We start from the raw sequence: 23,862 nt of genomic DNA on the forward strand, positions 1-23,862 counted from the left end.
CGTCCAGCGCCGCTACAAACACCCGCATGGCTTCTATACGGTCCATCCATTCTTTCCGGATGCGCAACATTGCTGCCAGATTCTCAACGAGAAATCCGGCTCTGGCAACAATCCATCAACCCTGACGATTATGCCGATATCGGGAAGGGTTTCCGCCGCGCGCTGGGATTCAGCCGATGCGGGAACGCTTTCGCATGCTCTGTCTATGCGGGTGAACGGACCGGCCGACATGAGTGGGTTCCTGCGCCCCGCCGGGTATGTTTCGGCAGGGCGCAGAATTGGCCGGTACAACGGGCCCATTTTCAATCAATCCTCAACGGATTCCTCCTCAACGGGTGCCGGAGTCGCATCCGGTAGCTTCTGCTGTCCAACCCGATCGGCAACGAGCATCGAAAGCATCATTTCCACAAGGCCGGTGGCGGCCCCCTTCTCGCCACCGGTGGCGCCGATCTGGATCTGCGGCACGAGCGGTAGCCTGCCGTTCTCGATCGCCTCGGCGAAGCGCATGAGAACCTGCGAGTTGAGCTGATAGTCCGGGCCGCCGAAGGCCGCGACCTTCTTCTCGGTGGCCTCGGCCTCCGCCAGACCGAGAGCACGCACCTTCTCGGCTTCCGCAAAACCGGTCGCCTTGATGCGCTCGGCATCGGCAAGCGCGATAGCCTTGATCATGTCGGCCTCGCCCTGGCCGCCGAGACGCACCTTCTCGGCCTCTGCCTTGGCAGTCACCTGAATCGTTTCCGCCTCCTGGCGGGTGCGGGCGAGTTGCGCCTTGCCCTCGTTCTCGCTGATCTCGATGGTAAGTGCGGACGTCGTGATCTTGGCTTGCTGTTCGGCGAGCGCCTCCTTCTCACGCAACGTGCGTTCCTGAATGGCCGCCTTCTCCTGCAACTTATAAGTCTCGACCTTTTCGACTGCGATCTGGCGCTCGCGCAACTGGATCAGGATCTGCTCTATGCTGTTCTGGCCATTGGCAGCACGGGGCGTACCAATCAACACTTCCTGCAGCTCGAGGCTGTAGGTATTGAATTTTTCGCGCATCTCCTCGCCCGATTTGCGCTGGATATCGCTACGCTCCTGCAAAAGCTGGATCAGCGTCTTTGTCTGGGCGATATTCTTGAAGTAGGCAGAAACCATCGGATCGAGCGTTTGTTCGACCAGCCGCTTGATGTCACCGAAACGCTGCACCACGAGCGGCGCCTTCATATAGTCGATATGCACGACGACGGAGAGCGGCAGCACAGGCTCGAACGCATCCTTGGTGATCAACGACACTTCAGACAGGTTCTCGTCCAGCCTGTGTTCGCCAAACTGCTCCTTCGTCCATTTGAGCACGAAGTTGGTGGTCGGCACTGTGATGATTTTGCCGGCATAGGTATTGAACGCATACTTGCCTGGCAGCAGCGGCGTTGACCAGACACCGCGTGCCCCGATTTCGACGAGCTCGCCGTGACGGTATGCCTGCCCGGATATATCCGTGCCGTGGCGGCCGTTATAGGAGACGACGACACCCACCGTGCCAACGTCAATGATCGTCTTCTCGACCAGTTCGACGGTCGCGAAAATGCGGTTGAGGAAGTAGCTGCCGTCGGCCAGCACCTGCAACTGCCGGCCACGGTAGCCACCGGCTTTGAGAAACTTCTCCGGGTCCTGAAAATTGTTGTGGAAGTTCGGATCGTTCGGATCGTTGGCGACGGTCGGTGCGATGATCTCGCCGTCCGGCAGGGCCGGACCGTCATGGATGGTGACGATGCCGATCATGTCATCGGCATTATGGATGACGACCGGCTCAAAGCCGCCCCGCTCCGAGATCATGCTGGACATGTTGGAAAAAAGGCTTTGTTCCGACGAGCTCAGATTGACGGCATAGATCGACTGGGCGGTCAGCACGATGAATTGTGCGAGATTGATGGCATAGGTGCCTTCACGCAAGATCTTGCGTTGCGGTCCTTTCTGTCCGCCTTTTTCGAGAAAGCCGCGAACATCCTGGAAATCATCGGCGTCGGTGTTGCAAGCAAGTGTCTGCGTCGGAGGCAGCGGTTTGCCATCACGGGCGAAGACATAGCCGATCTGACCCTGCGGGATAGTGACAAGATTGGCGCGATGCATCGAATATTGGAACGGCATGAAGAAATGCAGGCCACCGCGCACGACTTCCGGCTGGTAGCCTGCCTCACGGTTGAGGGCGATGAAGCCATTGCTGATGGAACCGCGAAAACTCCATAGTTTTTCCAGGATGCCGAGCCTGTCGTTTGGGATGTAGCGGACCACGCCGCTCCACCAGAGCAGGATTGCCAGCACGATGACCAGCACGACCTCGATCGCCATCCATTCGATCGGGCCGAGATATTGTAGGGCGTCCATCTCTTCTCTCCTATGGGGCGCGCGGGTTCGTTCACCCGAGGGCCACCCGGTTGGTGTTGATTGATGAAGCGGGGAGATTGCGCACCAAAACGCTCGACGCACTTAAAGGGCGTGTCGAACGTTTGGGCTGCTCATTGTGTGGGAAAATGACCGCGCATCCCGAGTCCCCAGTGAGGGGAGGCGTGGCCGTGAGCTATCTCACATCGGTGTTGCCTTGATAGACATAACAACAAACGACGTAGGTATCGCGCCAATAGGTTTAAAGATATTCCGCGCGGAAATCGTATAAATATTTCCAACGCTATTTCGAATAGCGTCGCGGTTGGCTTTTAGAAGTAGCAAGGGGTGAAATGGCGCTCCTGATGGGTTAGAACCGGTCGGCGGCCGATCCGACCGGCTGCCTTGCGCTAGTCGAAGAAACCGGCGTCCTCTTCCCCAAGATACTTCTTGGCGCCCGCGGCATCGATGTCGAGGCCCAATCCCGGAGCTTCGAGCAGGTCGACCATCGAATCCTTCACGATCTGCTTTGGCAGGCCGATGACGATATCCTCCCACCAGGGATCGGAGGCACTGGGATATTCGAAGGCGATGTAGTTGGCCGGCAGCGTGGCGCAGACATTGATCAGTGCGCCGAGGCCGAGCAGGCCGTTCGCCGTACCGTGCGGCGCCATCATGATCGAGTGCATATACGCGTGCTCAGCCACCCATTTGAGCTCGGCGATGCCGCCAATATCGGCGGGATCCGGACCGATGACGCGCACGGCCTGCGTTTCGATCAGTTCCTTGAAGTTGTGCCGCAGGTAGATCTGTTCTCCGGTGTGGATGGGAGTAGACGTCGATGTCGTGAGTTCGCGGTAGGCCTGCGGATTGACCCATGGCACGTAGTCGCCGGTCAGCATGTCCTCCAGCCACATCAGATTGTACTTTTCCACCGCCTGCGCAAAGCGGATCGCATCCGGCAGGAACCAGCCGGGACCGCAATCCAGCGCCAGCGAGACCTTGTCGCCGAGCACCTCCTTCATGGCGATGACGCATTCGATCATGTGCGCCATGCCGCGCTCGCTGATCTGCCCCTGGTCCATCGCGCCGTGATAGGTCGGCAGCTGGCGCACGCCGTAATGGAAGTCGGGCACGCTGGTCTTCATGTTGGAGTGAAAGCTGATGCCTTGCTTGACCATGAAGAAGTTTTCCGGCCGCTCCATCATCCATTTGACGTCGGCCGCGTAGTCCTCCGGCCTGTCGCCGGTGCGCTGCTTGCGGATGGAGCCGTTATAGACCCGCACCTGGTCGCGGACCTTGCCGCCGAGCAGCTTGTAGACCGGAACGCCTGCCGCCTTCCCGGCGATGTCCCAAAGCGCATGCTCGATGGCGCTGACGGCGGCGCCATAGGGCTTGAACGAGCCGCGCTGGCGGATCTTCAGCATACAGCGTTCGACATCCGTCGGATCCTCGCCGATCAATGCCTCGCGCAAATGCAGCACCCAAGGCTTGAGATAGGGCTTGGTGTACTCGACCTCTCCGAGGCCATGGAGGCCTTCGTCAGTGACGATGCGGACGATGGGATGCTTGCCGATGACGGCGCACCGGAGATCGGTGATCTTCATGATGTCCTCTATTTCACCGACGAGAAGGCGGTTGGCGCGAGAAACTGGCTGGAAATATTGGCCAGGATCGGGCCATCGCGCTCGGACTCGTCGCGGACCTTGAGCCATGCCGGATCGGTGGTGAAGGCCTTCCATTTCACTTCGCGCTCGGCAAGGGATTCCCAGGCGACGAAATAGGTCAGTTGATTGCTGCTTTCGCCGACCACCGTGGTGAAGAACCCGGCTTGGCGGATGCCATGCCTCTCCCAGATGGCCAGCGTTTGGTCGGAAAAGCGCTTGAGCAAAGCCGGCAGCCTGCCCGGCAGGCAGTCATAGATACGCAGTTCGTAGATCATGGTTTCGTCCGTTTCTTTCTTCGCCTCTCCCTTGGGAGAGGTCGACACGAATGGTCGGTCGTTGGCCCCTGGGAGCCTGGGGGAATGAGGGCGGGGGTCTGGGCTAACTCCAGGTCCGGTCCCAGCTATATTCATTGTCCCAATGCTCGGTGGATTGCCATATCCCCGTGACACCGGGCTGCAAATGCTGGCTGATTACTTCGTCGACGATGTCGTCTATGCCGAGGCCTGGCTTGTCCGGCACGGTGATGAAGCCGTCCTTGACCAGCGGCTTGGGCAGGCCGGTAACGATATCGTCCCACCAGTCGACCTCGACGCTGTGGTATTCGAGCGCCATGAAGTTTTCCGTCGCCACCGCGACATGTGCGGCGGCCATCGCGGCGATCGGGCTTTCCGCCATGTGAATGGCCATGGCAACGCCATGCTCCTGCGCCACGTCGCCGATCTTCTTGGTCTCGAGAATGCCGCCTGACGTCAGCAGGTCTGGGTGGATGACCGAGATGCCCGCGTTGAGCAGCGGCTCGAATGCTTGGCTGAGGTAGATGTCCTCGCCTGTGCAGATCGGCACCGACGTAGCCTGCTGCAGCTGCCGATACTGTTCGGTGTACTGCCAGGGGATCACGTCTTCGAGCCAGGCCGGTGCGTATTTCTCGATCCGCCGGGCGAGACGAATGCCATCCTGCAGCGAGATGTGGCCGACATGGTCGATGGCGAGCGGGACCTCGTAGCCGATCACCTCGCGGACTTCGTGGATATACTGATCGAGCAGGTCGATGCCCTTCTCGGTGAAGTGCAGGCCGGTGAAGGGATGCGGCACGTTCTGCGCGTCATAGGCGGCATTGCGCGCCCGCCGCTCGTCCAGCGTGCGCGCCGGACCACGAGAGGCATGGCTGCGGAAACCGTCGAGCACGCCAGCCGGGGCGACCACCGCGCCCGGGATGTGCGAGATCTGCGCCAGGCCGAGGTCCATCTTGAGGAAGGTGAAGCCGAGATCCATCCGCGCCTTGAGCCGCTTGCCGGTCTCGGTGCCGCTGGGCTTGTCCGCGTCGGTGTCGCAATAGACCCGTACCTTGTCGCGGAACCGCCCCCCAAGCATCTGGTAGATCGGCACGCCGTACGCCTTGCCGGCGAGGTCCCAGAGCGCGATCTCGATTGCCGAGACACCGCCACCTTGCCGCCCATGGCCGCCGAATTGCTTGATGCGCCGAAACAGCCGGTCGACGTCACAGGGGTTCTCGCCCAGCAACCGGCTCTTGAGCATCAGCGCATAGGTGGCGCTGGCGCCGTCGCGCACCTCGCCCAGGCCGACAATGCCCTGGTTGGTGTAGATCTTGATCAAAGCCGAGGTGAACGGCGCGCCGACGATCTCGGCGACGCGCAGGTCGGTGATGCGCAGTTCGCTCGGCTTGGAGTTCGTGTTTACACGATTGAGCGCCTCGCCGGCTGCGTCCGTCTTTGGCATGATCTATCCTCGTTCTGGTTGGCTACGCTTGGCGGGCCTGCACGCTGCGCCGGGCGAGAGCTAGCCCAGCTCAATCTCGTGGGCCTGCAGGTACTCGCGGTTCATCTCGACACCCAGACCGGGTTTCGACGTCAGCTTGAGGTTGCCGTTCGAGACATCGAGCGGTCGGTCGATGAGATGATCGTATTTGCCCAGGTTCCACTCCGACGTCTCGAGCTTGTAGAAGTTGGGAACGGTCATCATCACCTGGGCTCCCGCGACCACGTTGATCGGCCCGGCAGCGTCATGCGGCGACACCGGGATGTAGTAGGCTTCGCACAGAGCGGAAATCTTCTTGAGCTCGGTGATGCCGCCGGTCCAGGTCACGTCCGGCATGATGTAGTCCGCGAGCTTGTTCTCGAGCACCGGCACGAAATCCCACTTCGTGTGGCCGCGCTCGCCCCACGAGATAGCGGCGCTGACTTTCTCGCGCACCTGTTTGAGGGCGTTAAGGCTCTCGGGTGGACAGGGCTCCTCGAACCAATCGATCTGGCCGGCCTCCTCGAGGGTCCGGCAGAGGCGAATGGCGGTGGGGACGTCGAAGCGACCATGCGCATCGATGAGGATGTCGATGTCGGGGCCTGCCGTTTCGCGGATCAAAGCCGTGAGTTCGGCTGCCTCGCGCTCGTCCTTGCGGGTCATGCTGCCATCGAGGTAGCCGTCCCGCTGCTCGCGCGATTGCCCATCGGCGGTGCGGCCCTGATGCGGGAAAGGGTCGAACTTCAGCCCCGTGTGTCCGGACTCGACGATGTCTCGAATTTCGCGAACCACAGCCTCCTTGCTGGTAAACTTGCGTTGGTCAGGATGGGTATAGAGCGCGACCTCATCGCGTACCGGTCCGCCCAGCAGCTCGTAGATCGGCTTGCCAAGGACTTTGCCGCGGATGTCCCAGAGCGCTATGTCGATGGCGCTCACGCATTCGACGGCGGCGCCGCGGCTGCCCATATAGGTGAAGCTGCGGAATATCTTGTGCCACAGATACTCGATACGCGCCGGGTCCTCGCCGGTCACGGCGGCACCGATCTGCCGCAGGATCGTGCAGAGCGCGCGGTTGGCGAGCCTAGTGGTGGTGGTGATCTCTCCCCAGCCGCTCACCCCCTCGTCGGTCGTCACTTCGACGAACAGGAACTCTCCCCAATAAGAAGCACCGGACTTGATCAGCCACGGCCGAACGCTCGTGATTTTCATCTCAACTGCCTTATGCGAAGTGGATCGGGATAGCTGAGTTCCGGACCGGAGTTTCTATCCTGCCCGCGCGGCGCTGCGCGCGCGCATGTGTTCGAGGACATGCCGGCCGGAGCCTTCGACATGGCGCGCAATCAATTCGGCTGCCTCGTCGGCATTTCCCGCTTTTACATGCGCGATGAGCTCGCGGTGCTCGCGAAGGATCGCGGCACGCCGGGCGAGCGTGAAATTGAAACGCCGGCTCACAGCCCGCAGCACTTCGCGATGCTTCCACCAAAGCTCGGCGGCATGGCGGTTGTAGTGCCTCTGGTACATCACGGTGTGAAAGGCGGTATCCAGCTCGCTGTGCCTGAACGTGTCGGAAAAATTGTTCTCTTCGATCAGGCCTTGGATACGTTCGAGTTCGGCAATGTCCTCGACGGTAGCCATATTCACAAACCATCGCGTCAGTGCTGGCTCGATCAGGACTCCGATCTCGTAGATATCCCGGACAAAATCCTGGTCTATAGGCCGGACGCGCGCCCCACGATTGGCAACAAAGGTGACAAAGCCCTCGCCCCGCAGCAGCTGCAGTGCCTCGCGCACGGGGTTGGTCGAGGTACCGTGACGTCGGGCGAGATCGGTGACCACAAGCCGTTCGTTGGCGGCGAGCCGCCCCTCGATGATGTCTTCCCTGATCAGTTGATAAAGCGAAGCGCCCTCGCTGGAGGCCCCGATAGGGTCGATCCCTTCGGGTGGCTCTGCTTTGAAATCGCTTGCTTCGGCCAAGGCTGCCCCCAAATCAATACACGCCTTAATCGATATCACGCACGGTTTCCATAAACAATGTACGATTTGGCGCGTTGACAGACAATCCACGATCTGAAAACGTATGAAGCGCTCGAAGGGATACATCGAACGGTACGTTCGGCCACCGACGAGCAGGACCGCTCGCCTCGACGCAGAGCGGCGTGGGAGAGAAACCTGGAGGATACCCTATGACGAGGATTTCACTCGGCGGTGCCGTCCTGCGCGGCACTGTCTCCACTGCTTTGGTGGTATCGTTGATGTCCGCATCGGCGTTGGCTGCGGCGCCGGTCGACTTGAGCAAGTGGTCGCCGGAATATGTGCGCTCCATTGCGGGCACGCAGGATTTCGACACGGCCGCCGATTGCGGCAAGGTCACCCCTCTCGACTACAAGGGGCGACTGACTTTCTGGTATCAGGGCGTGTTCGAGGGCGACCCCGACCTCCTGCGCCAGTACTACAAGGATTTCTTCGAAACCTTCCGCAAGACCTACCCGAACATCCAGCTGGAAGAACAAGCCCTCACCTACAACGATCTCCTCGACAAGTTCCGCACGGCGCTCCTCGGCAATGCCGCGCCGATGGCGGTGCGCCTGCAAATCCTGGGTGGTACCGAATTCGCCGCAAAGGGCTATCTGCAGCCGCTCAAGCCCGAGGACGTGGGGTATTCGACCGAGGACTTCTGGCCCGGCGCCTTGAAAGCCGTGACCTGGGACGGGGTGAGCTACGGCATTCCGACCAACAACGAGACGATGGCATTCATCTGGAATGCCGACATCTTCAAGCGCGCGGGCCTTGACCCGGACAAGGCTCCGGCAACCTGGGACGACGTCGTCAAGTATTCCAAGCAGATCCACGACAAGCTCGGCATTGCCGGTTACGGTCTCGTGGCCCGCAAGAATGCCGGCAATACCCCGTACCGCTTCATGCCGCAGCTGTGGGCCTATGGCGGCGGCGTCTTCGACGAAGCCACCGCGAACCCGATCTATAAGGAGGTCGAGCTCAACAGCCCGCAGAGCAAGGCGGCGCTGCAAGCTTCCTATGACATGTATGTCCGCGACAAGTCGGTTCCGGTTTCGGCGCTCACCAACCAGCAGGCGGACAACCAGCCGCTGTTCCTCGCCGGCCAGCTCGGCATGATGATCTCGCACCCGTCCGATTACAACGTGATGCTCGACCTGCAGAAGAAAGCGACGGGCACCGACAAGGACAAGGCGCAGACCGTCATCGACAACATGCGCTACGGGCTGATTCCGACCGGGCCGGACGGCAAACGCGCCGTCGTCTTCGGCGGCTCGAACATTCACATCCTCAAGCCCGAATATGTCGAGGGCGGCAAGGTGGACGAGCCGGCGGCAAAGGCCATCATCTGCATGTGGACGAGCCCGGAATGGTCGTTGAAGATGGCCTATGCCGGCTCGAACCCCGGCAACCTCAACGGCTTCAAGACCAAATGGATGAAGGAACGCCTCGACAGCATCAAGTTCCTCGATGTCACGACCTCGATGCTGCCATACGGCATCCCGTTCCCGGCGCTGCCGCAGTCCCCCGAGATCATGAACATCATCGTCCCGGACATGCTGCAGAACGCCCTGACCGGAGCGATGACCGTCGATCAGGCAGCGGACGACGCGGCCCAGAAGGTAAAAGACCTGATGGGCGGACTCTAGTCCGAGCCGGACCCACGATCTGACCGGCTGCGCCGATGGTGCGGCCGGTTCGTTCCGAAGAACAAGGGCACGCCACAGTGACGATCGTGACCGGCAAGACCGAGGCTCGCCGAAGACTGCAACCCGGGAGGTCCGGCGTGCTGCGGAAGATCTGGGAGCATCGCGCTGACTACGCGTATGTGCTGCCTGCGATCGTCGTGATGCTCATCGTCATCGCTTATCCAATCTACTACACGGTCGAACTGTCGTTCTTCAATACGCCGCCCGGTCTGCAGCTCCGCGACAAGATCTTCATCGGCTTCGACAACTACACGGCCATCCTTACAAGTCAGGTGTTCTGGAAGGTCACGTGGAACACTCTTGTCTGGACATTGGCATCCACTTTCATCTCCTTCGCCCTCGGCTTTGCCGCCGCGCTGGCGCTCCACCGCGACTTTTTCGGCCGCGGTGTCCTGCGCGCCATCCTCATCATTCCCTGGGTCATCAGCGCGGTCGCGGCGTCCTACATCTGGAAGTGGATCTACCATTCGGATTTCGGCATCATCGGCGCGGTGCTGGTCGGCCTCGGATTGGCCGACCGGCCGCCGAATTTCATCGACAGCGTCTCAACGGTGCTGCCCTCCCTGATCGTCGTCAACATCTGGCGCGAATTTCCGTTTGCCATGATCATGATGATGGCCGGTCTGCAGACGGTTCCCGACCAGCTGCTGCGCGCCGCAAAGGTCGACGGAGCCAATGCATGGCAGCGCTTCTGGCACGTCACCTTCCCGCATTTGAGAAACGTCTCGACAGTGACGATCCTCCTGCTGGCAGTGGCCAATTTCAATTCCTTCATCATCCCCTGGATCATGACCGGCGGCGGGCCGTCGAACGCATCGCATATCTGGATCACCCATATTTATGAGCTCGCCTTCGGCCGGCAACGCTGGGGGGTGGCATCGGCCTATTCGGTGCTGCTGTTCCTCATCCTGATGACGTTCGGCTACTTCTACGTCCGCGCGCTAAGCGGCAACGACAGGAAGGATGGCAACGCATGAGCACGATTGCTGAGACAGCCGCTCGAGGCCAGGCCCGTCGCCGCCTGCGTTTCGACGGATGGCGGTGGGGCGGACGCATCTTCCTCGTATTCATGCTGCTTTACACCGCGTTGCCGATGGTCTGGATGCTGATCACCTCGATCAAATCCGGCTTCGCCGCGATGCAATTCCCGCCGCAATGGTGGCCTGACCAGCCGACCCTTGCCAGCTACCAGAAGCTGCTCGATCCGCAAAACAGCGTCGGCCAGGACTTCCTCCGCTTCTTCTGGAACAGCCTTTTCGTCTCCACCGCCACGACTGTCCTTTCGGTGATCGTGGCGGTTCCCGCGGCCTACGCGTTTTCGCGCTTCACCTTCCCAGGCCGGAACTTCCTGTTCTTCACGGTCCTGCTTCGCAACATGTTCCCGGCGGTGATCTTTCTCGTGCCGCTCTTCATCCTGATGCGCGCGATCGGGTTGGTGAACACGCATGGCTCGCTCATTCTCACCTATCTCACCTTCGGCCTGCCGCTGGCGATCTGGCTGCTCAAGGGTTTTTACGACAACATTCCGGTGCAGCTCGAGCAGGCGGCGCGCATCGACGGGGCGACGCGGTTCCAGGCCTTCATCCTGATCGTGATGCCTCTGTCGACGCCGGGCATCATCGCCACCGCAATCTATTCCTTCATCGGTGCGTGGAACGAGTACATCTATGCCTACACCTTCCTTTCGAAGAACGAGCAGTTGACCCTGCCGGTCGGCATCCAGCGCTTCTTTTCGGAAAACACGACGGACTTTCCAGGCCTGATGGCGGCGAGCTTCATGATGAGCGTGCCCGTCGTGGTGCTGTTCCTCGTCCTGCAGCGATACTTCGTACGCGCCCTGACAGAAGGCGCGGTCAAGCATTAGGGAGTTGCCGATGGCCCACGTGGTCCTCAAAGATCTCGTCAAGACCTATGGCGGCTTCAAAGCTGTCAACGACGTTTCGCTGACGGTCAATGACGGCGAATTCGTTGCGCTCGTCGGCCCCTCAGGCTGCGGCAAGACGACGACGCTCAATCTCATCGCCGGGCTGATCCCGATAACGTCGGGCGATATCTTCATCGGCGACCGGGTGGTCAACGACCTCGACCCCAAGGACCGGGACATCGCAATGGTGTTCCAGAACTACGCGCTCTATCCGCAAAAGTCGGTCTATATGAACCTCGCCTTCCCGCTGCAAATGCGCAAGCTGCCCAGGGATGAGATCGACAAGAAGGTCAGGGAAGCGGCGAAGGTGCTCGACATGACGCAGTTGCTTGAGCGCAAGCCACGCGAACTCTCGGGCGGGCAACAGCAGCGCGTGGCCCTGGGTCGCGCCCTCGTTCGAGATCCGGCGGTATTCCTGATGGACGAACCGCTCTCCAATCTCGACGCAAAGCTGCGCGTGCAGATGCGGTCCGAAATCAAGCGGTTCCACCAGGACCTCAAGGCGACGATCGTCTATGTGACGCACGACCAGCTCGAGGCCGTGACGATGGCCGACAGGATGGCTGTGATGAACGGCGGCTTCCTGCAGCAATACGATTCGCCGGCGCAAGTTTTCGCCCATCCCGCCAACATGTTCGTCGCGAGCTTCGTCGGCAGCCCGGCGATGAGCCTTATCCCGCTGGAGGCATCGACCGCAAACGGCGGCACCGTTCTGACCAGCGCGGAAGGCTGGAGCCTGCCGCTGTCGCAACTCAACGCGCGCAAGGTTCTGGGAGCAACCACCAGGAAGATCGTGCTCGGCGCGCGACATTCGACGATCAAGCTGCACAAGAGCGCCGCCCCCGGCGCCATTCCGGCCAAGGCCTATACGGTGGAGCCAACCGGAGACGTCACCTTCGTGCAAGCGTTCCTCTCCGGCGCGATCGTCAATATCAGTGTGGTTCCCAACATCGCCGTCACACCCGACGAGCACATCTGGCTCGAGTTCGATCAGGAACGCATCCATCTGTTCGACGGCGAAACGGAGATGGCCCTCCATGCCGATTGAGACACGGGAATGTGTGGGGGAATGCGTGTGAATGATCACAAAACTTAAGATCACGGCGATCAAGCCTTATCCGGTGTGGGTGGGAACCCGCAACCAGATGCTCGTCAAGGTCGAGACCGACCAGGGCATATATGGCTGGGGCGAGAGCGGTTTGAGCGGTCGCGAAAAGGCCGTGACCGGAGCGATCGAGCACTATCGCGAATTCCTCATCGGCCGCGACCCGATGCAGATTGGTCGGATCTGGCAGGAGGTCTATCGCAGCCAGTACTTCGAAGGCGGACGCGTTCTGCAGGCGGCGATTTCCGCCATCGACATTGCCCTTCACGACATCAAGGGCAAGGCGCTGGGGGCGCCGGTCTACCAATTGCTCGGCGGCAAACAGCGCGACCGCATCCCCACCTTCGCCTCGACTGGAGACGAGGCCGAGGGCGATATTGCCATCGAACGAGCCCGGGAACTGTGCGCGCAGGGGTGGCAGGCGATCCGCTTCTTCCCCATCGGGCAAAGCAGCAAGGACATCTTCGAGCCGCGCGAGTCGATTGGCGCTACCGCGAGGATGCTAACCAAGGCACGCGAGGCGCTGGGCGACGAGGTGGTCCTTGGTATCGACTATCATCATCGGCTGTCGGTGGCCGAGGCGGCGAGCTTCTGCAACAAGCTCGGCCGTGGCGTGCTCGATTTTCTTGAGGAGCCGATACGCGACGAGACACCGGAGGCCTACGAATCCCTGCGCACGATGACCGACATCCCGTTCGCCATCGGCGAGGAATTTGCCAGCAAATGGCAGTTCCTGCCCTACATCGAGCGCGGCATCCACCAATTCAACCGGCTCGATGTTTGCAATGTCGGCGGGCTCACCGAGGCGATGAAGGTCGCTGGCTGGAGCGAGGCGCACTATGTCGACCTGATGCCGCACAATCCCCTTGGCCCGGTCTGCACCGCCGCAACCATCCATCTCGCCGCGGCGGTGCCGAATTTCGCGTGGCTCGAGACCAGGGCGCCGGAAAGGAAGCTGGGCTTCGACAATTCCGAGTTCTTTCCCGTGCAACCACGGCTGGACGGCCCTGATTACCCGGTCAGCGATTTGCCGGGACTGGGCGTCGAGATCAACGAAGAGGCGATCCAGGCGCAGAGCTTCCGCTTCTGGGAAGCGCCTCACCTCAAGCGCCGCGATGGCTCAGTTACGAACTGGTAGTTCAATTCCAACCGGAGTCCATTATGACACATACTCCCGATATCACGCAGCGGCCGCCAAAAGACCTGATCGACGCGCTAAGGGAGATTGGCGCCGCGACGGTTGCCGGCACGCTCGGCCACATGGGCTTCCGCAATCCACACATGGTCGGTCCGGTGGCGCAGAACCACGGGAAGTCGATCGTCGGGCCGGCGCTGACGCTGCAATTCCTGCCGCAGCGGCCCGACCTCTTCAGCGAGGGAGAATACGCCGACCCGGAAACGCAATTGCACCGGCATGTGCTCTATCACGCTCAGGAGGGCGATGTGGTGGTGGTCGACGCGCGCGGCGATATGAGCTCCGGCGTCTTCGGCGATATGATGTCGACTTATTTCAAGGGCAGAGGTGGCGCGGGCATCGTCATTGACGGGTGCATGCGCGACCGGCCCAATGTCGAGAAGCTCGACCTTCCCCTTTGGCTGCGCGGCTGGACACCAAATTATCATGTGCAGACCAGCATCTACCCCAATGCCGTCAACGTGCCGATCGCCTGTGGCGGTGTCACGGTGATCCCCGGCGACATCATCGTGGCCGACGACGACGGGGTGGTGGTACTTCCGCTCGCAATGGCCGCAAAAGTGATCGAAGAATCACAGAAGCATCACGAGTGGGAGGAGTTCTCGCGCATGAAGCTGATGCAGGGTGCGCCGCTGCAGCGCTACTATCCGCTGCATGACGATGCCCGCGGCGAATATGAGGAGTGGCGCAAAGCCAATCGCCCGGCGGATTGAGGTGGGACCACGCGGCACGGGCCGCCACCCAATCGTCACTCCTGCAGCGCCTTGGAGCTACTTATACCCGTCGCCCAGCGCATAGGCATGAACATAGTCGAGGGGAACGCCTTTGGCGTTCAGGACGCTGGCCATTGTGGTCTTACTCCTTCAACTCCGCCCCGATGCAGCCTAGCATCCATGGACAGCAAAGAAGCGAATTGGTCTTCGACCTGGGAGAGTTACCGGGAGCTTAACGCAGAGGCTATCCGCCGGAATACTGCCGGCGAAGTTCCTGGTCGAGGCGGGCGCTTTCGGCCGGCGAGGCGGGAGATCCGACACGGGAGGCAAAGGACAGGACCCGCGTCGCATTGGCGTCGATCTCGCAGCGGAAACTCAGATGGTACCATGTTGTTCGCGTGCGGAAATAGGCATCCGAGTCGTTGATGATATTGCCCGCCTTCTGCCGAACAATCGGCCAGAAGGCGGGAACGTAAGAGGCGTCAAGCAGCTCCTGCTGCAGGACGCTGGCACAGAGTTGGCCGGCCCGCTCTGCTCGCGGCAGGCCGGCCATCGCGGTCGCGGCAAACGCATCGCCGGTAGCGCCTTGCGAGAAGAGCTTGCGGACGCCCGGAAGGCCCGAATAAGCCCCGGCAGCGGCCACGTCCATGGAGCTGGGCCTCCTGGCACCTCCGCTTCCAGGCTTCGAGACCTTTGCAGGGCTTGGTTTCGGCGTGTTCTCGGGCCTGGCCTTCGGCGCCTGGGCCGACGCCGGAAGCTCGACCTCACCGTCCTCGCCGGGGACAGCCAAAGGCATTGCGGCCACCTGTTTGTCAGCGTCTTGCGGCTCCGGTTTGTCTGCTTCCTGCTTGCTTGCGTCCTCGGTCGCCTGCTTCTCCTGCGTCGGCTCTGTGGCCGCGGTTGCCGGCTTCTCCTCGGCCTTGGCTGCATCCGGCGGCTCGCCGGAGTTTGACGACGCAACGGGTTTGTTCTCTGCGTCCTTCGGCTCGCCTGGCGGCTTCGAATCCTTATCCTTGGCCGGTGTCGGCGAGTTGTCCTGGGCGCTGGCTCCATCCAGGGATTTCCTGGGGCCGGTATCTTTGTCGCCGAACTGGAATACAGGTTTCAGGACATCGAGCGCCGGCGGCTTTTCCGGTACAGGCTTTTCTACCTTCTGCTCGGGCGGCTTTTCTACTTTCAATTCCGGCGGCTTTTGCGCCTCGGGCTTCTTTGGAGGCGGCGGGGGTTCAGGCTTTGGCGGATCGGGCGGAGGTACGAGTGCGACGTTGACTGGTTGCTCCTCCTGCGGCTGTTCCGGAGACGTAGGCAGGCCGTAAATAAGGAACGCGGCGATGAGCGCGTGCAGGATCAGCGATGCGGGCAAGGCCCACAGCAAAGTCCGACGCCGCTCAAATGTCTCGTCCTTCATGCCTCACGATGTGGAGCGAAACTGCGGCCGCATCAAGCGTTGCCGCCGCATTGGCGCATTTTAGCCGCAGCCCCAGCGCGCTCGTGCTGGGGGCGAGGCCGTTCCGCATCGTCCGATGCTGACGGCCTTTGAGCGCCCAGGCGCTTCAGAAATCTTGTCATGACGCCGCGTGGCAAGTGCGCGCACCGGCTGGTTGCTGTCAAATGACACCACGACCACACGACCACGCGACCAGCATTGCTACGATGGCTCGCCAATCCCAAAAGATTGGGCTGAGACACGTTCAGGAGTTGCAGGCGTATATGGTACGAGCGCCACATCTTGTCTTGCCGCAAAGTTCACCCTCTGATTCCCTGCGCCAAGGCTGTAAAAGCTGATTCTTGCACCTGGCGTGTTCAAATGGCGCGTTCCGGGATGAATCTTTTGTCGATCAATTCCAAGGAGACAAGACGATGAGCACCGCGGCAAGGCCCGTCATCTCTGAAATGCGGCCGAAGATAACCGTTGTCGGCGTCGGCGGTGGTGGCGGCAACGCGGTCAACAACATGATTGCGGAAAATCTGCAGGGGGCGGAATTCATCGTCGCCAACACCGATGCCCAGGCTCTCACCATGTCGAAGGCATCGCGGCTGATCCAGTTGGGAGCCCATGTCACGGAAGGCCTGGGCGCCGGATCGCTGCCCGCGGTCGGCCGTGCCGCCGCCGAGGAATCGATCGACGAGATCAGGGACCACCTTGCGGGAACCCATATGTGCTTCGTGACCGCCGGCATGGGAGGCGGCACTGGAACCGGTGCCGCGCCCGTCATAGCGAACGCTGCGCGGACAGCCGGCATCCTGACCGTGGCGGTCGTCACCAAGCCATTCACGTTCGAAGGAAAACGCCGCATGCAAGCCGCCGAAGAGGGCATCGAGCGGCTTCGCGAATGCGCCGATACCGTGATCGTTATTCCGAACCAGAACCTGTTCAGGATCGCCGACGCGAAGACGACTTTCGCGGACGCCTTCGCCATGGCCGATCGCGTCCTTTATTCCGGCGTGGGCTGCATCACCGACCTCATCGTCAAGGAGGGGCTGATCAATCTCGACTTCGCCGATGTGAAGTCGGTGATGCGCGACATGGGCCGCGCGATGATGGGCACCGGGGAAGCCACGGGCGAGGACCGCGCCAAGAAGGCCGCCGAAGCGGCTATCGCGAACCCGCTTCTCGACGAAGCCTCGATGATCGGCGCCAAGGGCGTCCTGGTCTCGATCTCGGGCGGCATGGACATGACGCTGTTCGAAGTCGATGAGGCCGCCACCCGCATCCGCGAGGAGGTCGACGCCGACGCCGACATCATCGTCGGCGCCATATTCGACCGGGCACTTGCCGGAAAATTCAGGGTCTCAGTCGTCGCTACAGGATTGCGGCCCGGACTTGAGATTCCACAGTAAGCAAGGGTCCGCTTGCTCACCTAACGGAGCTACCGAGGCGGAAGCCGCTGCGACGAGGCCGATCAGGGGCGAAGGCTCCTGCTCGGACGCGCAAGATGACGTCCTTCATTCCACGCTTCGCTGGTCGGGAAAACCCGAACGGCACGAGGCGTGCTATTCGCTCTAGCGGTGAGCCTGACAACGTCGCTGTCGGCCACCGCGAAGCAGGTTTCCTCGGTGGATCTCGAGCTGAGCGGGAGGATATGTCAACGCACCGCTCGATGCCGCAGTGTTGCAGTCCATTGTACCCGGCCGGCGTGGTAATGCCCATGTCTGTCTCCTTCGACCAATATGAAAATCATAGGCCGTCCTTCAAAGGAATCCTGAATCCTTTAAATCGCTGGCACTAGCCAGATGGGGGGCAACCACAGGGTGGACATTTCAGCCCACATGGAAAATGATCATGTTGCCATGCACAATACTGCAGGGCTCTGATATCGACGAGAAGCCTGAGCGTAGAAGCGGATCAATCGACCCTCCGGGTCCAGCGAGTGGGGACGCAAATGGACACCCCCGAGAATGGGCAATTGCATTGCGACGCGGGCGGGCGACCCCGTCGATCGGCCGGCTGGCTTGCCCGCGCCGCCCTGTCGGCGGCATTCCTGCTCGGCATGGCTTTCAGCAGCACTGCGTTTGCGCAGGACCAGCAGCTACCCGTGGTGACGGCGGCCAAGCCGGTGGTCCGTGACATCGTCGAAGACGACGAGTTCGTCGGGCGCTTCGAAGCCGTTGACCAGGTCGCCATCCGTTCGCGCGTCAGCGGCTATCTGGACAAGGTCAGCTTCCAGGATGGCGCACTGGTCAACAAGGGCGACCTGCTCTTCACCATCGACCAGCGTCCGTACCAGGCGGCTTATGATGCCGCCAAATCGCAAGTGGACGTCGCCAAGTCCCTGCTCGAATTCTCCAAGATGCAGCTGGATCGCGCCGACGAACTCGCCAAGACCGGCAACATCTCAACCGCGACGGTCGACGACCGCCGGCGGGAATACCTTTCGGCACAGGCGCAGATGCAGGGCGCAACGGCTGCGCTGAGGTCTGCCAGCCTGAATCTGGAATTCACCGAGATCAAGGCGCCCTTGTCCGGCCGCATCGACCGCCGGCTGGTGTCGGTCGGCAACCTCGTGCAGCCGGATTCCACCTTGCTGACGACCATCGTTACGCGCGATCCGATCGATTTCTATTTCGACGTCGATGAGCGCCTGTATTTCAGCTACGCCCGCGACGCGAAAGAGCGCGGCGGCTCGATGCAGGAAGGCGCCGGCGGGCTCGAGGTGGTGGTTCGCGTCGCCGACCGCGCGGAGGCGGTCTTCAAGGGCAAGCTCGATTTTGCCGAGAACCGGATCGACAACGCGACCGGCACCATGCGGGTGCGTGCAACGTTTCCCAACGCCGACGGCGTTCTCCAGCCAGGCATGTTCGGGCGCATCAACGTGCCGGGGTCGCTGCCGCATAGCGGCGTGCTGGTGCCCGACGAGGCGATCGGCGCCGATCAGGATCGCCGCATCGTGTTCCTGGTGGATGAGGCCGGGATGGTATCGGCGAAGCCCGTGCGCACCGGCCCGCTTCTCGACGGATATCGGGTGATCCGCCAGGGCCTGACCGGCAACGAGACGATCATCGTCAACGGGGTGATGCACGCCAGGCCCGGCACCAAGGTGAAGGTCGAGATGGTGACGTTGCCGCCCAAGGTCGAGACCGCCGGGTTGCAGCAATGAGGTTCGCACATTTCTTCGTCGACCGTCCGATCTTCGCATCGGTCGTTTCGATCGTCCTGCTGATCCTTGGCGGGATTGCTTATACCCAGCTGCCGGTCGCGCAATATCCCGAGATCGCGCCGCCGACCATCGTCGTTCGCGCGCAGTATCCGGGCGCCGACGCCGAGACGGTCGCAGCGACGGTGGCAACGCCGATCGAACAGGAGATCAACGGCGTCGAGGGAATGCTCTACATGTCGTCCTATTCGTCGGGCGACGGGGCGATGGCGCTGACCATCACCTTCAAGCTGGGCACCGATCTCGACCAGGCGCAGGTGCTGGTGCAGAACCGCGTGTCGGTCGCCGAGCCGCGCCTGCCCGAAGAAGTCCGCCGCCTCGGCATCACCACCACCAAGAGCTCGCCCGACCTGATGATGGTCGTGCACATGCTGTCGCCCGACAATACCTACGACCAGCTCTACGTCTCGAACTACGCCCGCTCGCGGGTGCGTGACATACTGCTCAGGTTGGACGGCGTCGGCGACCTCATCATCTTCGGCGAACGCGAATATTCGCTGCGCATCTGGCTCGATCCGGAAAAACTGTCGGCCCTGGGGATGACCTCGGGCGATGTGGTGCAGGCGCTGCGCGACCAGAACGTCCAGGTGTCGGGTGGCTCGATCGGCGCGCCGCCGACCAACATGGGCACGGCGTTCCAGTACACGGTCACCACGCAAGGCCGCTTCAACGACGCGCGCGACTTCCGATACGTGATCGTCAAATCGACCGAAGACGGCCGCCTGATCCAGCTGCAGGACGTGGCGCGCATCGAGCTCGGCGCCAAGGATTACGTCACCAACTCCTATCTCAACGGCAAACCGGCGGTGGCGCTCGCCATCTTCCAGCGGCCGGGCACCAATGCGCTCGCCGCGGCCGCGGAGATCCAGGACAAGATGAAGGAGCTTTCCCGCGACTTCCCGAAGGGGTTGAGCTACGACATCGTCTACAATCCGACCGAGTTCGTCGCCGAGTCGATCCAGGAGGTCTACAAGACGATCCTGGAGGCGATGGTGCTGGTCATCATCGTCATCATCGTCTTCCTGCAATCGTGGCGCATGGCGATCGTGCCGATCGTGGCGATCCCCGTGTCGCTGATCGGCACGCTGGCGGTGCTTTACGCCGCCGGCTTCTCGCTCAACATGCTGACGCTGTTCGGCCTCGTTCTGGCGATCGGCATCGTCGTCGACGATGCGATCGTCGTGGTCGAAAACGTCGAGCGCAATATCGCCAGAGGGCTGGCGCCCAATCCGGCGTCGCACCTGACCATGGACGAAGTCGGAACGGCGGTCATCGCGATCTCGCTGGTGCTGATAGCCGTGTTCGTACCGACAGCCTTCATCCCTGGCATTTCCGGGCAGTTCTACCTGCAGTTTGCGATCACCATCGCGGTGTCGACGGCGATCTCGGCATTCAATTCGCTGACGCTTTCGCCGGGGCTGGCCGCACTGCTGTTCAAGCCGCACCACACTGCTGCGGCGCCGCCACGCTTTTTCCTGGCGCGGTTCGGACAGGCGCTCGCCGACGGCTTCAATCGCGGCTTCGACAGGCTCGCCCATTGGTATTCGAGCATCATCCGCGTGCTCGTCGGCTCGCGGATAGCGATCGGCGCCATGCTGGCCGTTTTTGCGGCCCTCATCTACGCCACGGTCTATATGGCGCAGACGGTGCCGCGCGGTTTCATTCCGTCGCTCGACCAGGGCTACGCGATCGTCGTCGTCCAGTTGCCGGACGGCGCCTCACTGTCGAGGACCGATGCTGTCATCCAGCAGGCGTCGCAGATCATCCAGAAAACCCCAGGCGTCGACTACGCAGTCGCCTTCGCCGGCTTCTCCGGCGCGACCTTCACCAACGCCAGCAACGCGGGCGTGATCTTCGCCAGGTTCAAGCCGTTTGACGAGCGACTGAAAGCCGGCCAGTCCGCGACCCAGGTCATCGGCAATCTGTTCGGCAGCCTGCAAAGCATCAAGGAGGCCTTCATTATCGCACTGCCGCCGCCGCCGATCCGCGGCGTCGGCAATGCCGGCGGCTTCAAGCTACAGATCCAGGAGCGCAACAGCGCCGACATGCGGCAGATCCTGGCGCTTGCCTACGAAATCGCCGGCAAGGCCAACAAGACGCCGGGACTGACGGGCGTGTTCACCACCTTCTCCGCATCGAGCCCGCAATTCTTCCTGGCGATCGATCGCGACAAGGCGCGCATCCTGAACGTGCCGATCCCCAACATCTTCGAGACGCTGTCGATCAATTTGGGCACCGCCTACGTCAACGACTTCAACGCTTTCGGGCGCGTGTACCAGGTGCGGGCGCAGGCCGACCAGGCGTTCCGCCTCGATCGCGCCGACATTTTGAAACTGAAGGTGCGCTCGGCGACCGGCGCGCTGGTTCCGCTCGGCACGTTGATCGAGATCCGCGACGTCACCGGCCCGGCGCTGGTCCAGCGCTACAACATGTATGTCTCGGTGCCGCTGCAGGGCAACGCCGCGCCCGGCGTTTCCACCGGCGATGCGCTGGCCAAGATGGAAGCGATCACGGCACAGACGCTGCCGGCCGGTACCTCCTATGAATGGACCGAGCTCGCCTATCAGGAGCGCAACACCGGCAATGCCGCTGTCTATATCTTCGGACTGTCGGTGCTGTTCGTGTTCCTGGCGCTGGCGGCGCAATATGAAAGCTGGGTGCTGCCCTTCGCCATTGTGCTGGTGGTGCCGCTCGGCGTGCTCGCGGCATTGCTCGGCGTGTCTTTCCGAGGGCTGGACAACAACATCCTCGTGCAGATCGGCCTCATCGTGCTGATCGGGCTTGCCGCCAAGAACGCGATCCTGATCGTCGAATTCGCGCGGCAGGCGCAAGAACGCGGCCTGTCGGTCGCCGAGGCTGCCGTCGAAGCCTGCCGGCTCAGGCTGCGGCCGATCCTGATGACCGCCTTCGCGTTCATCCTCGGCGTGGTGCCGCTAATGATCGCAACGGGCCCGGGCGCGGAAATGCGCCAGTCGCTCGGCACCGCGGTGTTCTCCGGTATGCTCGGCGTCACCTTCGTCGGCCTGTTCCTGACGCCGGTGTTCTACGTCGCGCTCAAGTCGCTGTTTTCACGGCGCAAGCCGCATGCCGAGGCCGAGCCTTCGGCGCCGGCAGAGGCGCCATCGGAGACGGCGGCCGAATAGGGTTACGAATTCGCCGCGTCGGGCGCGGCTTATCACTCCAGAAAATCGGCGCGACGCGGCAACGGCAACGATCTGAGTGATCTCGGCGTCGAGGTGCGGTGGAGACCCTGCTCGGCGAGACGATGCCGGGCGGCGGCATAACTGGCACGCTCGCGGATGTCTTCGCGAGAAATGCCGGCATCCGCCAGTGTGCGGTCCGGGACTCGCCTCAAGCTCGCAAGCGTCTGGCGATAGGCAAGCCAGCGCGCGAAACGCTGTCGAAGTTCATAGAACATAATCGTCTCCTTTGGCGGGCGGAACGCCCGCGCCTGAATTAATCGAAAGCGCAAAGCATCGGTTCAAAGTGTACTCGATCGAAGGGATTGCGCCGGCTTCCTAGCCTGCCGAGGCGCTTGTCGCCGCCCCGCAAGGCGGGATTTGTCCAACATTTCCAAGGCTCGCATACTTGCGCGTGGTGCCCGCTTCGCGCTACAGCCACGGTCGCAACGATTTTTTCATTTCTGCAATATGGATATCGACTGGGACGATCTGAGGTTGTTTCTCAACGTTGCGCGGCTGGGTGGCTTGAGCGCTGCGACGGGAACCACGCGCCTAAGCGCGGCCACCCTTGGCCGACGCGTCACCGCGCTTGAAAAGCAGATCGGCGAACCGCTGTTCGTGCGTCAGCAGACAGGCTACCGGCTGACGCAGGTCGGTGACGAACTGCTGCGGCGCGCCGAAGATGTCGAGGCCGCAATGCAGTCGCTGACCCGCTGGCGCGAGGGCAGCCTGCCCGACCGCATTGTCCGCGTCTCGGCCGGGCCATGGACCTCGGCCTTCGTTTCCGCCCATATCGGCGAAATCTGGACGGTCGATGACGGCATAAGGGTAGAACTGATCACCACTACCGACCGGGTCGACATCGGCCGCCGTGCCGCCGACATCGGCATTCGCGGCGAGCGCCCGACCGAACAGTGGCTGGCCGGCCGTCAGAGCGGCAAGGTTGCACATGCCATTTATTCCGGACGCCACCTGATCAACGGCATCGCCGCCGGGTTGTTCGTCGGCGTCACTGGCGAAGGCGCAAACATTGCCTCGGCGCGCTGGCTGCAAGCTCATCACGGCGACCGCATCGCGGTGCGGGGCAACAACGCCCATTCGGTGCGTGAACTGGTGGCCGCCGGCGCCGGCCTTTCGATCTTCCCATGCTTCGTCGGTGACAGCGACCCGCGGCTGGTTCGCGTCGCTCAGCCCATTCCAGAACTCGAAACCGACCAATGGATCGTCACCCATCACGAGGAACGTCACTCCCCGCCGGTACGAAAAGTCGCCGACCGGATCGCGGCCTTGATGCGGGCGCACCAGCCGCTGTTTCGCGGCGAGACGCCTATCCGGTAAGCCTCAGTCGATCGCCCGCCAGCCGAGCGCATGCTGGCGCTCGTTCCTGGCCGCCACTGAAGGCGGGGACAAAGAGGCGGTTGTCGACACAGTTACGGCCAAGCGCGGTGGAGCGTTAGCGTCTGACCGCCGGCTCCGACAGAAAAGTTCCTGCTCGAAATCCGAAACCGCTGCCATGCGCCTGCTGTGAGCCGCCAATGTCGCTGTTCCGTTGCGAGCTGTCCATAGATAGGCGCCGCCGCGACCGG

Annotated in this window: 18 protein-coding genes; 10 read left to right on the top strand and 8 right to left on the bottom strand. The window is 61.9% G+C overall.

Annotated features, from left to right (window positions below):
- Positions 1–306: 306 nt before the first annotated feature.
- The 6 genes from ACYHH6_RS28130 to ACYHH6_RS28155 all read right to left on the bottom strand — a co-directional run bounded on the left by ACYHH6_RS28130 (position 307) and on the right by ACYHH6_RS28155 (position 7,754).
- Positions 307–2,361 carry an SPFH domain-containing protein gene (locus ACYHH6_RS28130; RefSeq protein ID WP_352583576.1) on the bottom strand — a complete coding sequence of 685 codons (2,055 nt, stop codon included), beginning with the start codon at positions 2,359–2,361 and terminating at the stop codon, positions 307–309.
- A 407-nt stretch (positions 2,362–2,768) separates the two neighbouring features.
- Entirely contained in the window at positions 2,769–3,965 is a 1,197-nt protein-coding gene (locus tag ACYHH6_RS28135) for a mandelate racemase/muconate lactonizing enzyme family protein (RefSeq protein ID WP_352583574.1), read from the bottom strand.
- Between the two features lie 8 nt (positions 3,966–3,973).
- On the bottom strand, positions 3,974–4,300 hold the full coding sequence (locus ACYHH6_RS28140; RefSeq protein ID WP_352561438.1) for an NIPSNAP family protein: 327 nt from the start codon (positions 4,298–4,300) through the stop codon (positions 3,974–3,976).
- A gap of 103 nt (positions 4,301–4,403) precedes the next feature.
- The gene (locus ACYHH6_RS28145; protein WP_352583572.1) at positions 4,404–5,762 is read right to left on the bottom strand and encodes a mandelate racemase/muconate lactonizing enzyme family protein; all 1,359 of its coding nucleotides are present in this window, start codon (positions 5,760–5,762) and stop codon (positions 4,404–4,406) included.
- Positions 5,763–5,822: 60 nt separating this feature from the next.
- Positions 5,823–6,989, bottom strand: a complete 1,167-nt coding sequence (locus ACYHH6_RS28150) for a mandelate racemase/muconate lactonizing enzyme family protein (RefSeq protein WP_352583570.1) — start codon at positions 6,987–6,989, stop codon at positions 5,823–5,825.
- A gap of 54 nt (positions 6,990–7,043) precedes the next feature.
- Entirely contained in the window at positions 7,044–7,754 is a 711-nt protein-coding gene (locus ACYHH6_RS28155) for a GntR family transcriptional regulator (protein WP_203277344.1), read from the bottom strand.
- A 209-nt stretch (positions 7,755–7,963) separates the two neighbouring features.
- Here ACYHH6_RS28155 and ACYHH6_RS28160 point away from each other — a divergent pair, with 209 nt between their 5' ends.
- The 6 genes from ACYHH6_RS28160 to ACYHH6_RS28185 all read left to right on the top strand — a co-directional run bounded on the left by ACYHH6_RS28160 (position 7,964) and on the right by ACYHH6_RS28185 (position 14,439).
- Positions 7,964–9,442 (top strand): ABC transporter substrate-binding protein, encoded by a 1,479-nt coding sequence (locus ACYHH6_RS28160; RefSeq protein WP_352583568.1) that lies wholly within the window; start codon positions 7,964–7,966, stop codon positions 9,440–9,442.
- 77 nt (positions 9,443–9,519) lie between these two features.
- Positions 9,520–10,479, top strand: a complete 960-nt coding sequence (locus ACYHH6_RS28165; protein WP_112562148.1) for a carbohydrate ABC transporter permease — start codon at positions 9,520–9,522, stop codon at positions 10,477–10,479.
- Entirely contained in the window at positions 10,476–11,366 is an 891-nt protein-coding gene (locus ACYHH6_RS28170) for a carbohydrate ABC transporter permease (RefSeq protein WP_112562097.1), read from the top strand. The genes ACYHH6_RS28165 and ACYHH6_RS28170 overlap by 4 nt, the downstream gene beginning before the upstream one ends.
- 10 nt (positions 11,367–11,376) lie before the next feature.
- A complete protein-coding gene (locus ACYHH6_RS28175; RefSeq protein ID WP_192259572.1) occupies positions 11,377–12,474 on the top strand; it encodes an ABC transporter ATP-binding protein in 1,098 nt (365 codons plus the stop codon).
- Positions 12,475–12,505: 31 nt separating this feature from the next.
- Entirely contained in the window at positions 12,506–13,669 is a 1,164-nt protein-coding gene (locus tag ACYHH6_RS28180) for a mandelate racemase/muconate lactonizing enzyme family protein (RefSeq protein ID WP_352583566.1), read from the top strand.
- 23 nt (positions 13,670–13,692) lie between these two features.
- On the top strand, positions 13,693–14,439 hold the full coding sequence (locus ACYHH6_RS28185; protein WP_112562100.1) for a ribonuclease activity regulator RraA: 747 nt from the start codon (positions 13,693–13,695) through the stop codon (positions 14,437–14,439).
- A 244-nt stretch (positions 14,440–14,683) separates the two neighbouring features.
- Here ACYHH6_RS28185 and ACYHH6_RS28190 read toward each other — a convergent pair whose 3' ends face one another.
- Entirely contained in the window at positions 14,684–15,847 is a 1,164-nt protein-coding gene (locus tag ACYHH6_RS28190; protein WP_488500495.1) for a DUF930 domain-containing protein, read from the bottom strand.
- Positions 15,848–16,299: 452 nt separating this feature from the next.
- On the opposite strand from ACYHH6_RS28190, the gene ftsZ reads away from it, so the two are divergent.
- The 3 genes from ftsZ to ACYHH6_RS28205 all read left to right on the top strand — a co-directional run bounded on the left by ftsZ (position 16,300) and on the right by ACYHH6_RS28205 (position 22,237).
- The gene (gene ftsZ, locus ACYHH6_RS28195) at positions 16,300–17,280 is read left to right on the top strand and encodes a cell division protein FtsZ (protein ID WP_352583563.1); all 981 of its coding nucleotides are present in this window, start codon (positions 16,300–16,302) and stop codon (positions 17,278–17,280) included.
- A gap of 650 nt (positions 17,281–17,930) precedes the next feature.
- Positions 17,931–19,037 (top strand): efflux RND transporter periplasmic adaptor subunit, encoded by a 1,107-nt coding sequence (locus ACYHH6_RS28200; RefSeq protein WP_352584315.1) that lies wholly within the window; start codon positions 17,931–17,933, stop codon positions 19,035–19,037.
- On the top strand, positions 19,034–22,237 hold the full coding sequence (locus ACYHH6_RS28205; RefSeq protein WP_352583561.1) for an efflux RND transporter permease subunit: 3,204 nt from the start codon (positions 19,034–19,036) through the stop codon (positions 22,235–22,237). The genes ACYHH6_RS28200 and ACYHH6_RS28205 overlap by 4 nt, the downstream gene beginning before the upstream one ends.
- Before the next feature lie 32 nt (positions 22,238–22,269).
- On the opposite strand, the gene ACYHH6_RS28210 is transcribed toward ACYHH6_RS28205, so the two are convergent.
- Positions 22,270–22,512, bottom strand: coding sequence for a DUF1127 domain-containing protein (locus ACYHH6_RS28210; protein ID WP_352583560.1), 243 nt, complete (start codon positions 22,510–22,512; stop codon positions 22,270–22,272).
- A 232-nt stretch (positions 22,513–22,744) separates the two neighbouring features.
- Here ACYHH6_RS28210 and ACYHH6_RS28215 point away from each other — a divergent pair, with 232 nt between their 5' ends.
- A complete protein-coding gene (locus tag ACYHH6_RS28215) occupies positions 22,745–23,614 on the top strand; it encodes a LysR family transcriptional regulator (RefSeq protein WP_352583558.1) in 870 nt (289 codons plus the stop codon).
- Positions 23,615–23,862: the final 248 nt, after the last annotated feature.

The organism is Mesorhizobium sp. P171375 (genome assembly GCF_057786075.1).

Coding starts and splice junctions, on each gene's coding strand:
- ACYHH6_RS28130 (WP_352583576.1), bottom strand. CDS start 2,361: ATGGACGCCCTACAATATCTCGGCCCGATCGAATGGATGGCGATCGAG.
- ACYHH6_RS28135 (WP_352583574.1), bottom strand. CDS start 3,965: ATGAAGATCACCGATCTCCGGTGCGCCGTCATCGGCAAGCATCCCATC.
- ACYHH6_RS28140 (WP_352561438.1), bottom strand. CDS start 4,300: ATGATCTACGAACTGCGTATCTATGACTGCCTGCCGGGCAGGCTGCCG.
- ACYHH6_RS28145 (WP_352583572.1), bottom strand. CDS start 5,762: ATGCCAAAGACGGACGCAGCCGGCGAGGCGCTCAATCGTGTAAACACG.
- ACYHH6_RS28150 (WP_352583570.1), bottom strand. CDS start 6,989: ATGAAAATCACGAGCGTTCGGCCGTGGCTGATCAAGTCCGGTGCTTCT.
- ACYHH6_RS28160 (WP_352583568.1), top strand. CDS start 7,964: ATGACGAGGATTTCACTCGGCGGTGCCGTCCTGCGCGGCACTGTCTCC.
- ACYHH6_RS28170 (WP_112562097.1), top strand. CDS start 10,476: ATGAGCACGATTGCTGAGACAGCCGCTCGAGGCCAGGCCCGTCGCCGC.
- ACYHH6_RS28175 (WP_192259572.1), top strand. CDS start 11,377: ATGGCCCACGTGGTCCTCAAAGATCTCGTCAAGACCTATGGCGGCTTC.
- ACYHH6_RS28180 (WP_352583566.1), top strand. CDS start 12,506: ATGATCACAAAACTTAAGATCACGGCGATCAAGCCTTATCCGGTGTGG.
- ACYHH6_RS28185 (WP_112562100.1), top strand. CDS start 13,693: ATGACACATACTCCCGATATCACGCAGCGGCCGCCAAAAGACCTGATC.
- ACYHH6_RS28190 (WP_488500495.1), bottom strand. CDS start 15,847: ATGAAGGACGAGACATTTGAGCGGCGTCGGACTTTGCTGTGGGCCTTG.
- ftsZ (WP_352583563.1), top strand. CDS start 16,300: ATGAGCACCGCGGCAAGGCCCGTCATCTCTGAAATGCGGCCGAAGATA.
- ACYHH6_RS28200 (WP_352584315.1), top strand. CDS start 17,931: ATGGCTTTCAGCAGCACTGCGTTTGCGCAGGACCAGCAGCTACCCGTG.
- ACYHH6_RS28205 (WP_352583561.1), top strand. CDS start 19,034: ATGAGGTTCGCACATTTCTTCGTCGACCGTCCGATCTTCGCATCGGTC.
- ACYHH6_RS28210 (WP_352583560.1), bottom strand. CDS start 22,512: ATGTTCTATGAACTTCGACAGCGTTTCGCGCGCTGGCTTGCCTATCGC.
- ACYHH6_RS28215 (WP_352583558.1), top strand. CDS start 22,745: ATGGATATCGACTGGGACGATCTGAGGTTGTTTCTCAACGTTGCGCGG.